This is a genomic window from Sphaerisporangium dianthi (assembly GCF_042654065.1).
GTDB classification, from domain to species: domain Bacteria; phylum Actinomycetota; class Actinomycetes; order Streptosporangiales; family Streptosporangiaceae; genus Sphaerisporangium; species Sphaerisporangium dianthi.
Genome location: NZ_JBHSFP010000006.1, coordinates 224,178 through 242,670, shown reverse-complemented (window position 1 = coordinate 242,670; position 18,493 = coordinate 224,178). Strand labels below are relative to the sequence as shown.

General features: G+C 70.5%; 11 protein-coding genes. 7 read left to right on the top strand and 4 right to left on the bottom strand.

Features of this window, described 5'->3' with window-relative positions:
• Positions 1-105 precede the first annotated feature (105 nt).
• The 6 genes from ACFO60_RS12365 to ACFO60_RS12340 all read left to right on the top strand — a co-directional run bounded on the left by ACFO60_RS12365 (position 106) and on the right by ACFO60_RS12340 (position 6,704).
• A complete protein-coding gene (locus ACFO60_RS12365) occupies positions 106-498 on the top strand; it encodes a GntR family transcriptional regulator (protein ID WP_380840197.1) in 393 nt (130 codons plus the stop codon).
• Entirely contained in the window at positions 495-1,349 is an 855-nt protein-coding gene (locus tag ACFO60_RS12360) for an ABC transporter ATP-binding protein (protein WP_380840195.1), read from the top strand. The genes ACFO60_RS12365 and ACFO60_RS12360 overlap by 4 nt, the downstream gene beginning before the upstream one ends.
• On the top strand, positions 1,346-2,308 hold the full coding sequence (locus tag ACFO60_RS12355; protein WP_380840194.1) for a hypothetical protein: 963 nt from the start codon (positions 1,346-1,348) through the stop codon (positions 2,306-2,308). The genes ACFO60_RS12360 and ACFO60_RS12355 overlap by 4 nt, the downstream gene beginning before the upstream one ends.
• Positions 2,309-2,541: 233 nt before the next feature.
• On the top strand, positions 2,542-4,293 hold the full coding sequence (locus tag ACFO60_RS12350; protein WP_380840192.1) for an acyltransferase family protein: 1,752 nt from the start codon (positions 2,542-2,544) through the stop codon (positions 4,291-4,293).
• A gap of 80 nt (positions 4,294-4,373) precedes the next feature.
• Positions 4,374-5,492, top strand: coding sequence for a glycosyltransferase (locus tag ACFO60_RS12345; protein WP_380840190.1), 1,119 nt, complete (start codon positions 4,374-4,376; stop codon positions 5,490-5,492).
• Positions 5,493-5,822: 330 nt separating this feature from the next.
• Positions 5,823-6,704 carry an acetoacetate decarboxylase family protein gene (locus ACFO60_RS12340; RefSeq protein WP_380840188.1) on the top strand — a complete coding sequence of 294 codons (882 nt, stop codon included), beginning with the start codon at positions 5,823-5,825 and terminating at the stop codon, positions 6,702-6,704.
• A 388-nt stretch (positions 6,705-7,092) separates the two neighbouring features.
• On the opposite strand, the gene ACFO60_RS12335 is transcribed toward ACFO60_RS12340, so the two are convergent.
• On the bottom strand, positions 7,093-11,325 hold the full coding sequence (locus ACFO60_RS12335; RefSeq protein WP_380840187.1) for a tetratricopeptide repeat protein: 4,233 nt from the start codon (positions 11,323-11,325) through the stop codon (positions 7,093-7,095).
• Positions 11,322-11,957 (bottom strand): toll/interleukin-1 receptor domain-containing protein, encoded by a 636-nt coding sequence (locus tag ACFO60_RS12330; protein WP_380840185.1) that lies wholly within the window; start codon positions 11,955-11,957, stop codon positions 11,322-11,324. Before ACFO60_RS12330 ends, ACFO60_RS12335 begins: the two co-directional genes overlap by 4 nt.
• Positions 11,958-12,207: 250 nt before the next feature.
• Here ACFO60_RS12330 and ACFO60_RS12325 point away from each other — a divergent pair, with 250 nt between their 5' ends.
• Positions 12,208-16,893, top strand: coding sequence for a tetratricopeptide repeat protein (locus ACFO60_RS12325; RefSeq protein WP_380840184.1), 4,686 nt, complete (start codon positions 12,208-12,210; stop codon positions 16,891-16,893).
• A gap of 48 nt (positions 16,894-16,941) precedes the next feature.
• Here ACFO60_RS12325 and ACFO60_RS12320 read toward each other — a convergent pair whose 3' ends face one another.
• Both ACFO60_RS12320 and ACFO60_RS12315 read right to left on the bottom strand, forming a co-directional pair.
• Positions 16,942-17,526 (bottom strand): TetR/AcrR family transcriptional regulator, encoded by a 585-nt coding sequence (locus ACFO60_RS12320; protein WP_380840182.1) that lies wholly within the window; start codon positions 17,524-17,526, stop codon positions 16,942-16,944.
• Positions 17,519-18,355, bottom strand: coding sequence for an alpha/beta fold hydrolase (locus tag ACFO60_RS12315; RefSeq protein ID WP_380840181.1), 837 nt, complete (start codon positions 18,353-18,355; stop codon positions 17,519-17,521). Before ACFO60_RS12315 ends, ACFO60_RS12320 begins: the two co-directional genes overlap by 8 nt.
• Positions 18,356-18,493 lie beyond the last annotated feature (138 nt).

The window sequence follows — 18,493 nt, the reverse complement described above, 5'->3', positions numbered from 1 at the left end:
GAGCGCACCGAGGGGCCACCTCCGCGACACCGGTGGCGTTGACAAGCGCGGAGCTCGTCCAACACTATTTCACTACTCATATAGTGAAGGGGTGTTTCCGGCTCGATGCTCGACTTCCATCTCGACCGCGGATCAGGCGTCTCGACGTACCTCCAGCTCGTTCACCAGGTCAAACAGGCCTTACGGCTGGGCACACTGCGCCCGGGCGACAAGCTGCCCACCGCGCGCGAGGTCGTCGACGCCCTGGCGATCAACCCCAACACCGTTCTGAAGGCGTACCGCGAGCTGGAGCGCGAGGGCCTGGTGACCGGAAAGCCCGGCCTCGGCACGTTCGTCCAGCGCTCGATCGGCGGCGCCCGGCTGGCCGGTCACGCCGGCCTGCGCCACGGCCTCGACGCGTGGGTGCGCGAGGCACGCGACGCCGGTCTCGACCGCGAGGACATGGAGACGCTGTTCGCCCAGGCGATGGCCGGCACGTTCCGGGAGGGCATCGCGTGACCCTCGCACTCCAGACGACCGGTCTCGGCGTCCGCCTCCGGCGCGCGTGGGCGCTGCGCGACTGCTCGCTCGCCATCCCGGCAGGGCGGGTCGCCGCCCTCGTCGGCCCCAACGGCGCGGGCAAGAGCACGCTCCTCCACGCCATCGTCGGGCTGCTCGCTCCCACCCGAGGAACGATCTCCGTAGCGGGCGAGGCCGCCTTCATGGCCCAGGACAAGCCGCTGTACGAGGGGTTCACCGTCGCCGAGACGCTGGCCTTCGGACGCCGGCTGAACCCCGGCTGGGACGGCCCGTACGCGATCGGCAGGCTCGAACGGCTGGGCATCCCGCTGGACCGCAAGGTCGGCAGGCTGTCGGGCGGGCAGCAGGCCCAGGTCGCGCTCACCGTCGCGCTGGCCAAACGCCCCGACCTGATCGCCCTGGACGAACCGCTGGCCAACCTCGACCCCCTGGCCAGGCACGACGTCATGCGCGCGCTCATGGTCGAGGTCGCGGAACAGCGGACGACCGTCCTGATCTCCTCGCACGTCGTGGCCGACCTCGAGGACACCTGCGACTGGCTCGTCGTACTGAACGGCGGCACGGTGCAGGTCAGCGGCGACATCGACGACCTGCTCGCCGGGCACCAGGTGCTGTCGGGGCCGGCCGAGGCGGCCGGCGGCGTCACGTCCAGGACCGCGGTGGTGGAGGAGGTCCGCACCGGGACGCGGGTCAGGCTCCTGGTACGGGGCGCGCCGGTGACCGACCCGCGCTGGAGCGCCCGGCCGGTGAGCCTGGAAGAGCTGGTGATGGCCTACCTGCGCAACCCGCAGTGCGCGGCCCTGCCCCGGCTCGCGGAGGTGAGCGCGTGATCTGGCTGACCTGGCGGCAGCACCGAGCGCAGATCCTCGTCACCGCCGGGCTGCTGGCCGTGCTCGGCCTGCTCCTGCTCGGGTCGGCGGTGGAGGCGAAGCTCTACGTCGCCGGCAACGCGCCGCCCGGCTGCCCCGGCCCCGCACCCGCCTGCTGGGACCTGACCGCGGCGCTCAGCGAGCGCTACTACGCCATCTACACGATCTACGGCTGGATGCCGCTGGTGGCGCCCGCGCTGATCGGCGCGTTCTGGGGCGCGCCGCTGCTGGGCCGGGAGTACGAGCGAGGCACGCACAAGCTCGCCTGGACGCAGTCGGTGTCCGCCGGCCGCTGGCTCACGGCGAAGCTCGCCGTTCTCGGCGGGATGGTCGTCGCCGGAGGCCTGCTGCTGTCGGCGATGATCAGCCTGTGGCGCCGGGTGTTCTGGGACGGGATCGATCGGTCGTTCGGCAACCTCGGCGTGTTCAACATGGTCGGCGTGGTGCCGGCGGCGTGGTGGCTGTACGCGTTCGCCCTCGGCACGGCGGCGGGAGTGCTGTTCCGCCGGACGCTCCCGGCGATGGCGCTCGTCGTGGCCGGCATCGCGGTCACCATGTTCACCCTGTTCGGTCTCAGCGCGCACTACGCCGAGCCGGCGCGCACCCTGCTGACGGGCACCACCGTGCTCCCCGACTCCGACGCGCGACTGGTGCGCGCCGCCTGGGTCGACCCCTCCGGCAGGGAACTGACGGACGCGCCCGCGGGCGTCTGCCTCCACCGGCCGGACACCGGGCAGAGCGACCGCGGTCAGCGAGCGTACGAGCAGTGCCTCTTCGGCAAGGGCTACCGGTTCGCCATCTACTATCACCCGCCCACGCGGTTCTGGCGGTTCCAGTGGACCGAGACCGCCCTTCTCACCGCGCTGTCGCTCGCGCTGGCCGGAGCGGCCGTCCACCGCGTGCTCCGGCGCAAGGTGTGAGGCGGCGCGGAGGCAGCCCGAACGGGAGGGCCTTGACTGGACTTGGCAGGGATTGTCAGATGGCCCAGCAAGCCGAAGTTTCGACTCCGTCGCGACATTTGAAGATCGGCACGTTAGGGTGGATGATCTGGCAGGGCGTGTCCCCGCGTTCCGTTCCGCCACATCGGCCGAGGGCGCCCGCCGCAGTCAGAAGCTACCCCTGGTCTCCCGACAGATAGCTGAGCGTTTCCCCCGTGAGTGACACCAGATCCTCCTTCCAGGTTCCGGCTTCGCGCACCCCCGGCGTCTCCACCGACGCCGGGGAGGCCGCCCCGCCCGACGAACGAGGACAGGCGCCGATCGATCCAGCCCTGGACACCGGTGCGAGCACCGGCGAGGAGGAGGCGCCCACCGCCCGGTGGCCCGTCCCCGACTACGCCGAGCCGCCGACGGGCGCCTGGGACCGTCATCGGCCCCCGACGGGCGAGCTCGCCCGGGAGCCCCGCTGGCCGGTCCCCGACGGCACCACGGCCGCCGGCGGCACGACGAGCGCCGCCGGCACGGCCGCCGAGGACGACCCCGAGACGTTCACCTTCGACCGTCCCGTGCGCGACGACCGCCCGGCAGGTCAGGGCCCCTCCACGTCTTCGGGCCCGCACAACGTGCCGTCGTCCTCGGGCGCACACGGCTCACCGTGGTCCTCGGGCCCGCACAACTTGCCGTCATCCTCAAGCCCGCACGGCTCGCAGGCGCCGGCGTCCGGCGACGCGTCGGACGGCTTCTCGTACTGGCAGCGACCCGCGACCCAGCAGGCGGCCCCGGCCACACCGCCGGGCCGTCCCGGCCCCGGCACGCCCGCGTCCGCCTCCGCCTCGGAGCGACGGCCCGCCGGCCACGGCCAGAGCCCCGCCGGCCACGGCCAGCGTCCCGGCGACGAGGCCGACGAATGGGACGACTCCGCTCCTGAGGAGGCCCCGTCGGCCAAGCCGGCGAAGCGGCCCCGCGAGCCGTACCTGGACAACGTGAAGTTCCTGCTCATCGCGCTCGTGCCGGCCGGGCACGCGCTGGTGCCGACGCTGTCGGCGCACTCCTCGCGCTCGGCCTACCTGTTCATCTACGTGTTCCACATGCCGTTGTTCGTCGTCATCAGCGGCTACCTGAGCCGGAACTTCTGGAACTCCAACGCCAAGACGAACAAGCTCGTCGACACCTTCCTCGTGCCGTACGTGATCGTGGAGGTCGGCTACGCCGTGCTCCGCTTCGCGCTCGGCCACAAGTGGAGCCTGACGATCATCGACCCGGCCTGGCTGAACTGGTATCTGCTCGCCCTGCTGCTGTGGCGGCTGTCGACGCCGGTGTGGAAGCGCATGCGCCACCCGTTCCCGATCGCGATCGCGGTCTACCTGCTCGCCGGCCTGTCCGACCTGCCGGGCGACTTCAGCATGGACCGCTTCTTCGGGCTGATGCCGTTCTTCGTGCTCGGCCTGTGGATGCAGCCGCACCACTTCGAGATGCTCAACCGCGTCTGGGTGAAGATCGTGGCCGTCGTGGTGCTCGTCGGAGCGGCGGGCGTCGCGATCCTCATCGCCCCGCACGTGCCGCTCGACCCGGTGTACTTCAAGGACAGCTACGCCGAGCTGCACCTGTCGTGGTGGGTGGGCATGGGCATGCGCGCCGGACTGCTCGTCGCCGCGCTGGCGGTCTCGTTCGCGATCTTGGCGCTGGTGCCGCGCAGGAACACCTGGTTCTCCGACCTCGGCACCCGCACGCTCTACTGCTACCTGCTCCACGGCATCCCGGTGATGATCGCCAAGGAGATGGGCTGGCTGAGCTTCCCCTGGCTGCACGGCCCGCTCGGCGTCATGGCGATCTTGAGCAGCGCCTTCGCCCTGGCCATCGTCCTGTGCCTGCCCGAGACGCGCACGGTGTTCAAGTGGCTGCTCGAGCCGCGCCTCACCTGGCTCTACCGCAGACCGTCCGGCCAGACCAAGCAGGCGACCACGTAGCGGCGGATGTTCAGCGGCATTTCCTCCGTGATTCACGGTCCGCACCCGGACAAGAAGGGAACGCCGCGCAACATCGACGCATGAAGGTATGTGTCGGCACGATCGTCCACCACCCGGAGGACGCGCGGATCATGCACAGGCAGATCCGCGCGCTGCTCGACGCCGGGCACGAGGTGACCTACGTCGCGCCGTTCACCCATTGCAACGTCACGCCGCCCCAGGAGATCCGGGCGATCGACGTGCCCCGCGCCGTCGGGATACGCCGCGGCCACGCGCTGAACGCGGCGCGCGGCGCGCTCCGTCGAGGCGTCAAGGACGCCGACCTGCTGCTGGTGCACGACCTCGAGCTGCTGTTCGCCCTGCCGCGGCGGCGCCCGACGACGGTGTGGGACGTGCACGAGGACATCGTGGGCGCCCTGGACACCAAGACCTACCTTCCGCCGTCCGCCCGCCGGATGCTGCCGGGTGTGCTCCGCCGGATCGAGAGCCGCGCTGAGCGCCGGCTGCACCTCATCCTGGCCGAGTCCGCCTACCGCGACCGTTTCGCCGGTGACCACCCGGTGATCCCGAACACCACGTACGTCCCCGAGACGCCGCCCCAGCTCCCGGGCGCCAACCGGGTGGTGTACATCGGGCAGCTGTCGGAGGCCAGGGGCGCGCTGGAGATGATCGAGCTGGCGCGCAGGCTCCGGCCGCACGGCATCCGGCTGGACCTGATCGGCGCCGCCGACCCCGCGATCCGCCCGTCCCTGCGCGACGCGCAGCGCGAAGGCCTGCTCGACTGGTTCGGGTACGTGCCGAACAACCACGCGCTCCGCATGGCCCAAGGGGCCCTCGCCGGGCTATCCCTGCTGCACGACGTGCCCAACTACCGGCAGTCCCTGCCGACCAAGGTCATCGAGTACATGGCCAGGGGCCTACCGGTGATCACCACGCCGCTGCCGCTGGCCGCCTCGATCGTCGGCCGCGCCGACTGCGGCGTCATCGTCCCCTACGGCGACGTGGACACGGTCGTCCAGGCCGTGCTGCGGCTGCGCGACGACCCCGAGCGGCGGGCCGTCATGGGCGCCCGGGGGTACGCCGAGGCCCGGGGCCAGTACCACTGGCCCGACCACGCCCGCGAGTTCGTCGCCCGCCTCGAAGAATGGGCCGCCACCCCGGCCCCCGCCCGCAACCTCCACCACGCCGCCCTAGCCTGACCATCCTCCCTGCCCCCACCCCTCGCTCGCCACCGCCCCCGCTCGCCTCCCCCACCGTTCCCCACTGCCTTCCCACCCCCTCGGACCGCCCTCCCACCGCCCGCCCACTACGCCCGGTGCCTCTCCAACAGCCCTTTCACCGGCCGCAGACGCCCTCCCCTGCCCTCCCACCGCCCCTGCACCGCCCTTTCGACGGCCTTCCCCTGGCCCGCCTCGCTTCCGCCTCTCTCCCCCTGAGCCGACGCTCCGCCACCGACCCACGAGGCGAGCCGGCGAGCGCGATTCCCCATCGGCTGGCGTCCCGCATGCTTGATTGGTGTACTGGACATTGTGACTAGCCATCTCATTCAGGGACGCCGGGTCACCATGCCGGTGGAGGTACGGGACGCCGCCATCTGCGCTGCCATGTACCTCGTCCGGGCCGACGCCGCCCGCGCGGTGCTCGCCTACGCCGATCTCGACGTCACCGAGGTCCTCCCCGGCAAGGCCCTGTGCGCGCTCGGCTTCATCCGCTACACCGACGGCGACCTCGGGTCCTACAACGAGTTCGGCATGGGCTTCGCCGTCCGTCCCCCGCACGCCGCCCGCCCGCCCACGCGGAGCACGCTGTCCGGGCTCAAGGATGTACGCCTGCACGGCGCCGGAGGCTTCGTCCACTGGCTTCCGGTCGACCAGGGGTTCACCCTGGAGGCCGGCCGCTCCATCTGGGGCTTCCCCAAGGAACTGGCCGAAGTCGACCTCCGGCTGTCCTCCCCCTACAAGCGCTGCATACTGCGCAAGGACGGCCGCCTCGTCGTCGACCTCCTGATCCGCCCCGGCATGCCCGTTCCCAGCCTGCCCAACCCCAGCGGCCTCCGCCTCCACCTTCCCAACCCAGGCGGCCCCGGCCTACCCACCCCCGACGGCCCTTGCGACCCGGGCCTTAGCCTTCCCCTGCCCGGGAACCTCGGGCTGCGCCTTTCCATGCTCGGGGGCGGCCCCGTCACCACGGACGCCTACACGCGCCTGGACGGCCTGACCCGGCGCGTTCCCTGGACGATGCGCCCCCGCGGCGTCCGCACCCGTCCCGGCGGAGCGCTGATCAGGCTCGGCAACCACCCCATCGCCAAGGAGCTCAGCGAACTGGGCCTCCCCAAACGCGCCCTCCTCACCCTCACCGCCTCCCACGCCACAATGACCTTCCACCCCGCCCACCCCCTCGGCGACACCTGATGCGATGACCACGTGCCTTCACCGGACGCGGCTCTTCACCCGGTGTGATGCCGGATGGAACCACCGCAGGACGCGGCTCTTCGCCCGATGTAGCGCTGAATCGAATCGGCGCTAGGCGCGACTCTTCACCCCCGGTATGCCACTGGATAGAACCACCGCCGAGCGCGACACCTCACCCGATGCAGCGCTGAACCGAATCAGCACCGAGCGCGACTCCTCCCTGGCATGGCACTGGTCGCCCCGGTATGACACTGGACAAGACCACCACCGAGCGCGAATTTCACCCAGTGTGACGCTGTATGTGATCGGCGCCGGGTCGGGGGGCGTTGTACGGCGATTCCGGCGCCGCCGTACGGCGCCCGACCCGCGAACGTTCGTAGACAGCGCACTACCCCTCAGCCAAGGGAAGGGCAGCGACGACGTTTTCGACACTCCCGGCATCGAGGTGCTCACCGAGAAGCCGCCGGAACACCTCGTCCCCCAGCACATCCCGCTGCCGCCCCAGCCAGCTCAGGCACATGGAAGCCTGCGGTGCCTGCAGCTCCAAAAAGATGACCAAGCCGTTCAACGTATAGGCGACCGCCTCATCAGCCCGACGTGTCTTGGTGTACAAGACGCCGATCTGCGCAAGCGAGATGGCCATGCCCACCCGGTCGCCCAGTTCCTCCTCGATGGTCAGGGACCGGCGGTACCACTCCAGCGCCTGGTCATACTCACCCCGCAGTTCGGCGATCATGCCGAGCTGGTGGTAGCCGCCAGCCATGCCCACCCGGTCGCCCAGTTCCTCCTCGATGGTCAGGGACCGGCGGTACCACTCCAGCGCCTGGTCATACTCACCCCGCTCCTGAGCGATCATGCCGAGCTGGTGGTAGCCGGAGGCCATGCCCGCCCGGTTGCCCAGTTCCTCCTTGATGGTCAGGGACCGGCGGTACCACTCCAGCGCCTGGTCATACTCACCCCGCTCCTGAGCGATCATGCCGAGCTGGTGGTAGCCGGCGGCCATGCCCGCCCGGTTGCCCAGTTCCTCCTTGATGGTCAGGGACCGGCGGTACCACTCCAACGCCTGGTCATACTCACCCCGCTCCTGAGCGATCATGCCGAGCTGGTGGTAGCCGGTGGCCATGCCCGCCCGGTTGCCCAGTTCCTCCTTGATGGTCAGGGATCGGCCGTACCACTCCAACGCCTGGTCATACTCACCCCGCTCCTGAGCGATGATGCCGAGCTGGTGGAAGCCGGCCGCCTGCTCGCGGCTGCCCTCGGCGAACCACGACAACGTCTCCCGGTGAAGCTGCTCCTCCCACCCCCACGCCCCCCAGGTATGCAACCGCCGACACACCCAGTCGGTCACCGCCGCTGCCGCATCCACATCGCCAGCGGCGTGATGGTGGTACCGCGCCTCCACCAGGTCATCCACATCCTCGCGTGGGTCTTGTGGCAGCACCTTCACCCGCCACCGCCAATACCCTGCCGCGGCCCCATGCGCCGAACCCACATCCTCCGCCGGGGTGAGTTCCGGATGGGCCAGGGTGGCCGCCGTCCACCGATGCACCACGAACGACGTACCGTGCTCCTCATCTGCCAGCGGGACCACCAACCCCAACCCCGTCAGCATCCCCACCGCCGCATCCACCCCCGACGGCTCACAAATCGGCGGCACCCGCCACGCCGCCACATCCCGCGCCACCTGCTCAGACTGCTGCGCCGACAACCCCAAATCCTCCACACCCGCGTGCGGATCCTCCCGCCGCGCCAGCTTCAGACGCTCATCCAGACGGTTCAACCGCTCTTCCACAGCCGGATCCGGGTCCGCTGGGGTGCTCACCGGCCAGGCCAACCCTGTCCGGTACACCGGACGGCGGTACACCGACACCCCCACCAGCACCCGGCGCGCGAAATCGTCCAGCACATCCAGCAGGTCACCCACCAGCGCGTCATCCACCGCCAACGTGACCGCCTCGGCCAACACCCCGTCCAACCGCCCACCACTCACCGAAACCCGAGCTCGGTCCACCTCCGTGGCGCCGGCCGAGACCTGGACCCACGATGCCGCCCGATCACGACCTACGTCCGGCGCGCCGTCCGATGCCCACTCCTCCCGGCTCAGCCAGCCGGACGGATCGGCGATTCCCCGCCGCCGTAACAGCCCTTCCAGACGCTCCCGCACGTCGGCGAAGCGTGCTTGCCCGCCGCGCAGCAGCGCGTCCACGTACTCAAGAGTCCGTGGATGACCGCCCACCATCACCCACGCGCGCTGCTGGTCCTCCACCCCCAAAACGTTCAACCCCGGCAGACGCCACATCAGCTTGCGCGCCTCGGCCCACGACAACGGACCCAGGTGACGAACCACCAACCGCCCCTCCGCACTCTGTGGAAGAACGACCGGGAAACGGCTGGTCACGAGCAGCTTGTGGCGTCCGCGCATGCGGATCCACGTGGTCAGGAAGGCGGCCAGTTCCGCGTCCCGTACGGTCCACGTGGCCTGGTCGTAGACGAGGTTGTCCTCGAAGTTGTCCAGCAGCAGGGTCACGGGGACCTGGGTGAGCAGGGCGCCGAGCGTCTTGAGCCGGTCCGCCCACGTCTCCTGCGGCTGACGGATGTACGCGGCGAGGCGCCGGATCCCCTCGTCGTCGAAGGTGGCGAGCAGGGTGCGGCCGACTTCGTCGAGGAGCTGGTCGGGGCTGGTCTGGCTGATCGCCGACACGATCACGCCCGCGTCGGCGCCGAGGCGGCGCAGGAGTTCGGCGGCCAGGCTGCTCTTGCCCACTCCGCCGATTCCGTGCAGCAGCACGCCCGCCCCGTCCGCACGCAAGGCGGCCACGGCGGTGCGGATCTCGGCGCGACGGCCGACGAACTCGCCCACCTTGCGTAACGGCACCCCGTCAGCGAACTGCGGGTCGACCGGTGGAGCGATGTCCTCGAAACCGTCATCGGGGTTGTACAGCGGCAGGGATGGCCCGCGCAGGAACAGCGCAGGAGTGGCCCATTCCACCAGAGAGGCCCCCAACGTCCCCGGGGGCAGCCTCCGACGGGCCTGCTCCAATCGGCGGCGCGCGTCACAGAAGGCGGGCAGCACCTCCGGGATGTCGCGGACGGCCAGCTCGTAGTAGAGCGACTCGGCCAGCGCCGTCGCGTAGGGATCGGTCACCGGGGCCGTCATCGCCAGGACGGCGGGGACCCCTGCGGCCGACAAGCCCCGCGCCAGGCCGGTCAGATCCGCCGATGCCGGCTGACCGGCTTGGCCGGGTGCCAGATGGCCGGCTTCGTCCGATGCCGGCTGGATGGTGTGCCCGGGGGCCGACTGACCGGTTTCGTGGGGTGCCGGCTGACCGGCCTGGTCGGCCGGGGTGAGGGCGGTGGAGCAGCCGGACAGGACGAGTAGTGGGACGCTCGCGTTGTCGGGGAGCCCCTCGTCGATGAACCGCTGGGTGGTGACCTTGTCGACCCGGCCGTCGGCGTCCTCAAGGAGCAGCTTTCCGGCGGAGGCATGGCAGGAGATGTGCAGGACGTGGTAGCGCTCTTGCAGCAGCGCCTCGCGGATCGCCTCCAGTGTGCCCTGGTTCAGAATCCGGACGTACGCCCCGGGCCTGCCGCGCGATCCCCGGCGCGCGGACTCCACCGAGTCGAGGATCTTGCCGAGCTCCGCTTCCAGGTCAAGCTGCGGACCGCTGCCGTCACCCTGCGGCGCCGCCATCGCGACCAGGATCCGCAGCGGGCCGTTGACGGCCATCACCGGCGCCGCGGTGGCACTGGTTACGCTACGGAACACCTGAACGCGGGACTGCAAGGCCAGCGGCTCCATCTGGCCCGGTACGCGTAACGTCTCCCACGGCAGGTCGGCCAGTTCCTCGGAGATCTCCAGGCCAAGGCGCAGGCCAGCGGCCTGGGTTCGTGCCGTGTCCAGTTCGGCGACGAGCGCGTCGGCGACCGCTGCGGGCAGGAAGGCGGCGCCCAGCTCCCTGCCGTACTCGGCGAGCAGCGTCTCCACCCCGTCGGCCGCCTGCACCCCGCGGGTGACGAGGACGCCCCGGTCCCGTGCCGCCGCCAGCCGCCAGTCCAGCTCCCCCAGCCGCGGACTCGTCTTGACCGCGTCGCTCACCGGTTCCCCGGTGCCAGGCAGCAGGGTCACCCGGTCGGTGGCTATCCGCAGGACGCAGTGGCGCGGGCCGTCCGGCCTGACCTTCGTCCCCGGCCGCCGCGCGGGTCCGAGTACCGGCACAGGAGCCTGCCCGTGCAGGGCGCGTACCAGCTCGGCGAGCCGCCGGTCGGCCTCCTGCCCGTCCACCTGGGAGAAGTCCACGGCGAAGCGGTTGGCCGCGAACTCCGGCAGGTCGACATCCTCGATGCGCACCGGGATGAACCGCCGGCCGTCCTGGATCGAGCGGCGCATCAGGCTCTCGTACGCCTCGCGCACCCAGCCGTCGGCGAGTGAGGCGCGACTGAACACCAGGATGCCCTGCCCGGCCGCGCCGATCGCCTGCTCGAACGCGGCGACGATCAGCGCGCCCGGAGAGGCCAGCACCTCCCGGTGGGTCACCGTCAGTCCGGTCTCTCGCAGCCGGTCGGCGAGCCAGCGCACCCATGCTTCGTCCTGCGGCGCACTGGCGATGAAGACGTCGGTCACGAGGCGGCCCGCAGCGCTTCGGCGAGCTGGTCCATCCGTTCGTCGAAGACGTCGTCGCCGACATCACACAGGTCGGAGTAGAAGCGGGTGCGAGCGAACTCCGGCAGCGGCACGTCGTCGGTGCGTACGGGGATGAACAGCTGGCCGGTCTCGATCGACCGTTGGATGAGGATGTAGTACTCGTTGGTGACCCAGCCGCTGGCCATGGAGGCATGGCTGAAGACCAGCAGCCCGTGTGCCGACTCGCGGATGGTCTTCTCGATCCCGTGGACGAGCGGCGTGCCGGGCCTCATGAAGACCTCGTCCAGAGCCACTCGGATACCGCGGTGCCGCAGGCGTTCCACCAGGTCTTTCACGAGCTTCGCGTCGTCGTGGGAGTAGGAGACGAACACGTCGTACACCGTCGCGGAGGTCGTGTTCACCGAGGCGGCCGGGCTCGCGCTCGTAGGAGAACTCGCGCTCGTGGAAGAAGCGGTGGTGGTATGGCTGGCCGCCGTTGCCGCTGCTCCGAGGCCCTGCCGTCGGGCACGCCTGCGCGACAGCTGTCCCCTGATCGGCACCCACGCGAAGTAGGCGCCCGCGATGCCCGCGACAGTGCCGACCAGGGTGAGCGCCAAACCGGCCAGGTCCATGCCAATCAGGCTAAGTGCCGTAGGCGGACGGTGGCGGTATGTAGCCGAATCGAGTCCACTATGGAAAACAGGAAAACCGATCGCCAAGTACAGGCGTCCAAGCGACAGGACGAAGCAGGCGGGGAACCTCCATCTTCGACGGCGGGACGAAGCATGCGAGGACTGCCGTTTTCGACAGCAGGACGAAGTGGGCGGGGACTTCGGTCTTCGAGGAGCGGGACGACGCGGGGGGATCGAGGGGCGCGACGGAATGGGCGAGCGGGGCGGGATGGGCGAGCGGCCGGCGAGCGCGACCTACGACGTGTTCATCGTGCACGCCCAAGACGACCTCGAATGGGCCCGCCGCCTCCAGGCCCGGCTGTCGCAGGACGGGCTCCAGGCCGCGTTGGAGAGGTACCTTCCAGGCGACGTCATCATCAGCCGCATCGAAGAGCTGATCGGCGCCTCGTCCACCACCGTGTTCGTCTACAGCCGGGCCACCGCGGCCGATCCGATGACGGCCGCCAAGTACGCGGCCCTGCTCACCGGTCCCGACGAGCGAAGGTTCATCCCCGCCCTGCTCGACGACGTCCCGATCGGCCCGTTCGCCGCGGCCCGCCGCGCGCTCGACTTCCGCGGCGAGAACCAGGAGCGGCCCTACCGCGAACTGGTGGAGGTGCTCCGCGGCCCACCGGCCCTCGGTGGAGCCACGGATTCCGACCAGTCATCCGAATCCTTCCGATCCTTCCGGCATCACCGGCCTGAGGGGGCACGAGAGGTCCTGCTGCACATCGGCGGGACGGAGGTGGCCTTCGGCCCGGCCGACGAAGGACCGCAGGCCAGGCACGTACCAGGACAGATCACGCACACTCTGGAAGAACGGATATGGCACCTCGACCGCGTCCGTGACGGGCGGTCCACCGAACTCCCCACCAAGGACGGAGCCTTGTCAGGACGCCGAGGCGCTCGGTTGGACGCCGTCCTGCGCGACGTGGGCGTCCGACTGGGAGGGGTCTTCCTCGACGGGCCGGCCGGGAACGCTCTGGCCACCGCCGTAGAGGACGCGGCGGGACGGAACAGCGCGCTGCGTCTCGGCTTGCGGGTCGAGGACGACCTGGCCGAACTGCCGTGGGAGACGCTGGTGCCGCCCGGCCACGAGCAGCCGCTGGTCCTTCATCCGCACGTGGACCTGTTCCGGCACCTCCCGGCGAACGGGGACATCCCCGCCATCGGCATCCGGGCTCCGTTGCGGATCCTCGCCGTGGTCGCCGCGCCCGACGGACCGGGCGGCGGGCCGCTGCTCGACCTGGAGGCGGAGCTGCGCCGCATCCTCGACTCGGTGGACGACGCCCGCCGCCACGCGGCCGCGCACGTGCGCATCCTGAACGAAGGCACCCTGTCGGCCGTCCAGGACGCGCTCAAGCAGGAACGTTTCCACGTCCTGCACATCTCCTGTCACGCCGGCCCCGGGGTGCTGTTGATGGAGGACGAGCGTGGCGGTGTCGACGAGGTCACCGCCACCCGCTTGGCCAGGGCGATCCCCCGCGACCAGGGCGTCCCGCTGGTCGTCCTGTCCGGATGCTCCACCGCACTCGACGTCCGCACCATCACCGAAGACGCCGCGCCAACCCGGCGAACCTCCCGCGACGGCACATCCTCATCGGACGAGCCGCCGGACCCGGAAACGCCTGACGACGCCGAGGCTTCGCCGAACGAGCCGTCGGGTTCGGAGCCGTCACACGACGGCATGTCGTCGCTGGAGGAGTCGCCGGATCTGGAACCATCCCACGGCGGCGAGCCTTCGCTGGACGAGTTGCCGGGCCCGGAAACGTCCGAGGGGGAGGCTGCGCTCGCGGGGCTGGCGCGGGGCTTGTCGGCGGCGGGCGTCCCGGCCGTCCTGGCGATGACCGCTCCGGTGACCGACGACTACGCCAGCATGCTCACCGGCGCGCTATACCGGGAGCTGGCCGTCCGGCCGCAGCCGGACGTGCTCACCGCGCTGTCGGAAGCCCGCCGCACCCTGGAGGAGACCCGCCGGGCGGCGCCCGCGGGCAGCCCGGACGCCGACCTGGCAGAGTGGGCCACCCCGGCTCTGTTCCTGCGCGGCCCGTCGCTGCCGCTGTACGACGTGAGCGACGGTGTGGACGCGAACGTGAAGCCGCCGCGTGCCGTCATGCTGGACCGGGGCGTGGTCGTGCGGGCGGTCGGCGACTTCGTCGGCCGGCGCGCCGAACTGCGCATCCTGCGGGCCGCCCTCCGTCACCATCCCGGCGTGCTGCTCCACGGCATCGGCGGGGTGGGCAAGAGCAGCCTCGCCGCCGAACTCCTCGGACGGCTCGGCGGCGACGCCGGGCTGGTCGTGTCCCTGGTCGGCCGCACCAGCCCCGACCAGATCTTCGGCGCCGTCGCGGACAAGCTGCTGGCGGCCACCGCCACGGCCGGCGCCCCGGCCGAACCGCTGCGCGAGCTGACCCAGTTCCTGCGCCGGCTGGACTTCCCCTGGCAGGTACGCCTCGACGCGCTCGGCGGGGCCCTGGCCGAAGTGCCCGCCGAGCTGAGGCTCAAGGTGGCCGCTCCGCCGATCACTCTCCTGCTCGACAACTTCGAGGACAACGTCGACGTCAACGAGCACTTCGCCTTCCTCGATCAGGAACTCGCCGCGTTCCTCGCCGCCTGGGTCACCACATCGCGGCAGACGAAACTCCTGGTCACCAGCCGCTTCCCGTTCGAGCTTCCGGAGGGTGCCGAGCGTGGGCTGATGGCTCACCATCTGGGTCCGTTGTCGTGGGCCGAGGCGCGCAAGCTGATGTGGCGGCTGCCGGGGTTGAACGTTTTGGGGGTGGAGGACCAGCAGCGCGCGTGGGTGATGGTGGGCGGTCATCCACGGACGCTTGAATACGTGGACGCGCTGCTGCGCGGCGGCCAGGCACGCTTCGCCGACGTACGGGAGCGTCTGGAACGGCTGTTGCGGCGGCGGGGGATCGCCGATCCGTCCGGGTGGCTGAGCAGGCAGGACTGGGGCTCCGATGACGTGCCGGACGCGGGTGGTGACCGGGTCGCCTCCTCGGCCCAGGTCTCGGCCGGTGCCACGGAGGTGGACCGAGCCTGGGTCTCGGTTAGTGGTGAGCGGTTGAACGGGGTGGTGGCCGAGGCGGTCACGTTGGCGGTGGATGACGCGCTGGTGGGTGACCTGCTGGATGTGCTGGACGATTTCGCGCGCCGGGTGCTGGTGGGGGTGTCGGTGTACCGGTGCCCGGTGGACCGGGCGGGTCTGGCCTGGCCGGTGAGCACCCCGGCAGACCCCGATCCGGCTGTGGAAGAGCGGTTGAACCGTCTGGATGAGCGTCTGAAGCTGGCGCGGCGGGAGAATCCGCACGCAGGAGTGGAGGATCTGGGCTTGTCGGCCCAGGAGGCCGAGCAGACGGCTCGGGATGTGATGGGGTGGCGGGTGCCGCCGATTTGTGAGCCGTCGGGGGTGGATGCGGCGGTGGGGGTGCTGGCGGGGTTGGGGTTGGTGGTCCCGCTGGCCGATGAGGAGCACGGTGCGGCGTTTGTGGTGCATCGGTGGACGGCTGCCACCCTGGCCCGTCCGGAGCTGACGCCAGCGGAGCAGATGGGGTCAGCGCATCGGGCGGCGGCGGAGTATTGGCGGTGGCGGGTGCAGGTGCTGCCACAGAACCGCCGCGAGCGTGTGGATGACATGGTGGAGGCGCGCTACCACCATCACGCCGCAGGGGATCTGCAGCAGGCTGCGAGGGCAACCGATTGGGTGTGCCGGCGGTTGCATGCCTGGGGGGCGTGGGGATGGGAAGAGCAGCTCTACCAGGAGACGTTGTCCTGGTTCGCCGCAGGCAGCCGCCAGCAGGCGGCCGGCTTCCACCACCTCGGCATGATCGCTCAACTACGGGGTGAGTACGACCAGGCGCTGGAGTGGTACCACCAATCCTTGGCCATCGACGAAGAACTGGGCAACCGGGCGGGCATGGCCGCCAGCTACCACCAACTCGGCATCATCGCCCAACTGCGGAGTGAGTACGACCAGGCGCTGGAGTGGTACCACCAATCCCTGACCATCAAGGAAGAACTCGACGACCGCGCGGGCATGGCCTCCAGCTACCACCAACTCGGCATCATCGCCCAACTGCGGAGTGAGTACGACCAGGCGCTGGAGTGGTACCACCAATCCCTGACCATCAAGGAAGAACTCGACGACCGCGCGGGCATGGCCTCCAGCTACCACCAACTCGGCAGGATCGCTCAGGAGCGGGGTGAGTATGACCAGGCGCTGGAGTGGTGCCGCAGGTCCCTGGCCATCGAGGAGGAACTGGGTGACCGGGCGGGCATGGCCTCCGGCTACCACCAGCTCGGCATGATCGCCCAGGAGTGGGATGAGTATGACCAGGCGCTGGAGTGGTACCGCAGGTCCCTGGCCATCCGTGAGGAACTGGGCGACCGGGCGGGCATGGCCACCAGCTACCACCAACTCGGCATCATCGCCCAACTGCGGAGTGAGTACGACCAGGCGCTGGAGTGGTACCACCAATCCCTGACGATCAAGGAGGAACTGGGCAATCGGGCGGGCATGGCCACCAGCTACCACCAACTCGGCATCATCGCTCAGGAGCGGGGTGAATACGACCAGGCGCTGGAGTGGTACCGCCGATCTCTGACCATTGATGAGGACCTGGGCAGCCGCGCGGGCATGGCCATCTCGCTCACACAGATCGGCATCTTGTACACCGAGACCCGTCGGGCTGATGAGGCGGTCGTCTATACGTTGAACGGCTTGGCCATCTTTTTGGAGCTCCAGGCACCGCAGGCTTCCATGTGCCTGAGCTGGCTGGCCCAGCAGCGGGATGCGCTCGGGGACGAGGTGTTCCGGCGGCTTCTCGCTGAGCGCCTTGACACCGAGAGCATCGACTCCCTTCTCGACTTGTTGGATCGCACCGACGAATGATTTTCAACGGGCTTCATCGGACGCGTCATCGAGCCAGAGCGTCGCGCATCAGGAGGTGCTCCCCTGGCTCGGGGGCGGCTTTGGCAGGCCGGCGGTGATCATGTGGATGAGGAGGTCGTAGGTGTCGTCCAGGCCGACGGGGAGGCCGAACCCGTCTGCCGACTCAAGGACGGCGAAGCCGTGGGCGGCCGCGCGCAGGCACCTCACCGCGTGGATGGCGTCCGCCCCCTCCAGCCCGTACCCGCGCAGCGCGGCGAGCAGGATCTCGACCAGTGTCTCGCCCGCCTTGGCGCGCGCGCTTCCCTCGGGCGGCGCCGTCTGGATCATCGCGGCGTACCGGCCGGGGTTGGCCACGACGTAGGCGCGGTAGGCGTCCATCAAGGCGCGCAGCGCCTGGTCTCCGGACCGGCCGAGCAGGGCCTCGCGCAGCCGGTCGGCCAACTCGTCCATGACGCGGACGGTCACCAGGTCGTTGAGCTCGGCGAGGTTGCGCACGTGCTTGTACAGGGACGGCGTGGCGACGCCCGCGCGTGCGGCCACCGCCGACAGGGTGACGGCGGCCGTGCCCTCCTCGTCGATGATGCGCAGCGCGATGTCGACGACCGCGTCCGGCGACAGCCCTGCCCTAGCCACGGGCGTCGTCCTTCAGGAAGCGCAGCATGGCCTCGGCGACCTCGGCGGGGAACTGCGCGTGCGGGTAGTGGCCGGCGCCCTCGATCATCACGACGGCGCCGCGTCCGGCCGGCATCCCGGCGACGATGCCGTCCGCCTCGGCCCGGGGGTCCATCCAGTCGGGGTCGAGCGTCCCCATGACGACCAGGGCGGGCACCCGCAGGTTGGGGAGCTGGGCGCCCGCGTCGGTCGGCGCGGACATGCCCATCTTGCTCAGCACCGCCATCCGCCCCGGCCGGCGCAGCGCGGTCGCCAGACCGGACATGTACGAGTCGTAGTCGGCAGGGCGGGCGCCGGGGTAGGCGTGGTCGAGGTAGCGCCGCCACAGACCCACACTGCGCAGTATCCCGGTGCCGAGCAGCAGCAGAAGGCCCTTGCGGTACCGAGCGTTGCCCAGCAGGCCGCCCAGGCTGATCTTCTGCGCCCGGGTGAACGGGCCGATCTCGACGACCGCGCTGACCAGCTCGGGCTCCAGTGCGGCGGCGATGGTGGCCGCGCCGCCGGCGAAGGAGTGCCCGGCCACGACCGCCGGCCCGCCCAGGTGGCGGATCAGCGCGAGCAGATCGCCGGCGACGTCGGTGCGGGTGTAGGAGGGCCATCCGGTGGTCGACTCTCCGTGGCCGCGCAGGTCGGCCTTGACGACCCGGTAGCCGGCGGCCACCAGGCGCGGCGCGAGCGAGCGGTACGCCTCCCGCCCGTCGCCCATGCCGTGCGCCAGCACGATCAGCGGCCCCTCCCCCGACACCTCGTACGCGAGCCGCCCGCCCTCGATCTCCAGGAATTCCGTCATGATGCCCTCCGCGACCAGCAAGCTAACTTGGATAGCCAAAAAGCTAACAGGCTTAGCCAGCGCCGTCAACCGGCCGGCATGCCACGCGCCCAACCTGGACGACGGCAGGCCGGGCGACCGCCCCCTCAAGAGGCACGG